At 65.0% G+C, this 2,358-nt stretch carries 3 protein-coding genes; all 3 read right to left on the reverse strand.

Features of this window, described 5'->3' with window-relative positions; genetic code table 11:
- Positions 1-499, reverse strand: a 499-nt coding sequence (gene truB, locus QZH66_RS15165; RefSeq protein ID WP_305806743.1) for a tRNA pseudouridine(55) synthase TruB, incomplete at its 3' end; no start/stop codon positions are given.
- Between the two features lie 3 nt (positions 500-502).
- The gene (rbfA, locus tag QZH66_RS15170) at positions 503-874 is read right to left on the reverse strand and encodes a 30S ribosome-binding factor RbfA (protein ID WP_305806744.1); all 372 of its coding nucleotides are present in this window, start codon (positions 872-874) and stop codon (positions 503-505) included.
- Positions 875-877: 3 nt separating this feature from the next.
- The coding region (infB, locus tag QZH66_RS15175; protein WP_305806745.1) for a translation initiation factor IF-2 at positions 878-2,358 on the reverse strand (1,481 nt) is incomplete at its 5' end.

Raw genomic sequence — 2,358 nt, forward strand, 5'->3', positions numbered from 1 at the left:
GAGCCACATTTAATGCATGAATCTCAACATCGCGCGCAGCGCGCTCGACCTCGACGCCCGCACGCGCGTACTCGTACAGCGCCTTGCCGTCCTTCTTGAGCGCGCTGTACATCGGCGGCACCTGCGAAATAGCCCCCGTGAACTGGCGCTGTACCTCGGCCAGCCGCTCGGGTGTCAGCATCGCGGGATCGACCGCGCATGCGCGCAGCACCTCGCCCTCGGCGTCGCCGGTGGTGGTGGTCACGCCCAGGCGGGCAATGGCTTCGTAGGTCTTGGGCGCGTCGAGCTGCAGCTGGCTGAACTTGGTCGCCGCGCCAAAGCACAGCGGCAGCACACCGGTGGCCAGCGGGTCGAGCGTGCCGGTGTGGCCGGCCTTTTCGGCGCGCAGCAGCCACTTGGCCTTTTGCAAGGCGTCGTTGCTGGACCATCCCAGCGGCTTGTCGAGCAGCAACACCCCATGCACAGGGCGCCGCTGCACCCGGGTGCGGGGCGCGTTCATGGACTACTCTTTCTTGGAACGCGACGCGACGGCCTGCGCAATCAGCGCATTCATGTCGGCCGCGCGCTCGGTGGTGCGGTCGAACACGAAGTGCAGCGTCGGCACGGTATGGATGTGCAGGCGCTTGAACAGGCCGTTGCGCAGGAAACCGGCCGCCTGGTTCAAGGCGTCCTGCGTCTGCTGCGGGTCGCCCGTGAGCAGGCTGAAGAACACCTTGGCATGGGCGTAGTCGGGCGTGACCTCGACGCCCTGCAGCGTCACCAGCCCGACGCGCGGGTCTTTCAACTCGCGCGCGATCAGCTCCGTCAGATCGCGCTGGATCTGGTCGGCGACCTTGAAGGCGCGGTTGGGGGTGGTGGACTTCTTGGCTGCCATGGCTTACAGGGTCCGCGCGATTTCCTTGATCTCGAAGAATTCCAACTGATCGTTTTCCTTGATGTCGTTGTAATTCTTGAGCTTGATACCGCACTCGAAGCCTTCCTTGACCTCGCGCACGTCGTCCTTGAGGCGCTTGAGCGAGTCGATCTCTCCGGTGTAGATGACCACGTTCTCGCGCAGTAGGCGGAACTTGGCATTGCGGTGCACATGGCCCGAGGTGATGTAGCTGCCGGCCACGGTGCCGATCTTGGAGGCCACGAACACGGTGCGGATCTCGGCCGTGCCGATGATCTCTTCGCGCTGCTCGGGAGCGAGCATGCCGGACATGGCCACCTTGAGCTCGTCCACGGCGTCGTAAATGATGCCGTAGTAGTGCAGGCCAATGTCGTTGTTCTCGGCCAGCTTGCGGGCACCGGCATCGGCGCGCACATTGAAGCCGATCACCAGCGCCTTGGAGGCAATGGCCAGGTTGATGTCGGACTCGCTGATGCCGCCCACGCCGGCATACACCAGCTGCACCTTGACCTCGTCGGTCGAGAGCTTGAGCAGCGACTGCGAAAGCGCTTCCTGCGAACCCTGCACGTCGGCCTTGATGATGATGGGCAGCATCTTGACTTCGCCCGCCGTCATGTCGGAGAACATGTTCTCCAGCTTGGCCGCCTGCTGGCGCGCCAGCTTGGTGTTGCGGAACTTGCCGGCACGGTAGGTGGCGATTTCGCGCGCACGGCGCTCGTCGGACAGCACCATGAATTCGTCGCCGGCCTGCGGCACTTCGGTCAGGCCCTGGATTTCGACCGGGATCGATGGGCCCGCCGTCTTGGACGTCTTGCCGTTCTCGTCGAGCATGGCACGTACGCGGCCGAAGGTCTGGCCGGCCAGCACCACATCGCCCACGTTCAAAGTGCCGGACTGCACCAGCACCGTGGCCACGGGGCCGCGGCCCTTGTCCAGGCGCGCCTCGATGACCAGGCCCTTGGCCATGGAGGCGACAGGCGCCTTGAGTTCCAGCACTTCGGCCTGCAGCAGCACCTGTTCGAGCAGCGTGTCGATGCCTGCGCCCGTCTTGGACGAGACCGAGACGAAGGGCGAATCGCCGCCGTATTCTTCAGGCACCACCTCTTCGACGACCAGCTCCTGCTTGACGCGCTCTGGGTTGGCATCGGGCTTGTCGGACTTGGTGATGGCAACCACGATGGGCACACCCGCCGCCTTGGCGTGCTTGATGGCTTCCTTGGTCTGCGGCATCACGCCGTCGTCGGAGGCCACGACCAGGATCACGATGTCGGTCGCCTGCGCGCCACGGGCACGCATGGCCGTGAAGGCTTCGTGGCCGGGGGTGTCGAGGAACGACACCATGCCGCGCGGCGTCTTCACATGGTAGGCGCCGATGTGCTGGGTAATGCCGCCGGCTTCGCCCGTCGCCACCTTGGTGCGGCGGATGTAGTCCAGCAGCGAGGTCTTGCCATGGTCCACGTGGCCCA

It is taken from the genome of Stenotrophomonas sp. YIM B06876 (genome assembly GCF_030711595.1).
Classification (GTDB): domain Bacteria; phylum Pseudomonadota; class Gammaproteobacteria; order Xanthomonadales; family Xanthomonadaceae; genus Stenotrophomonas.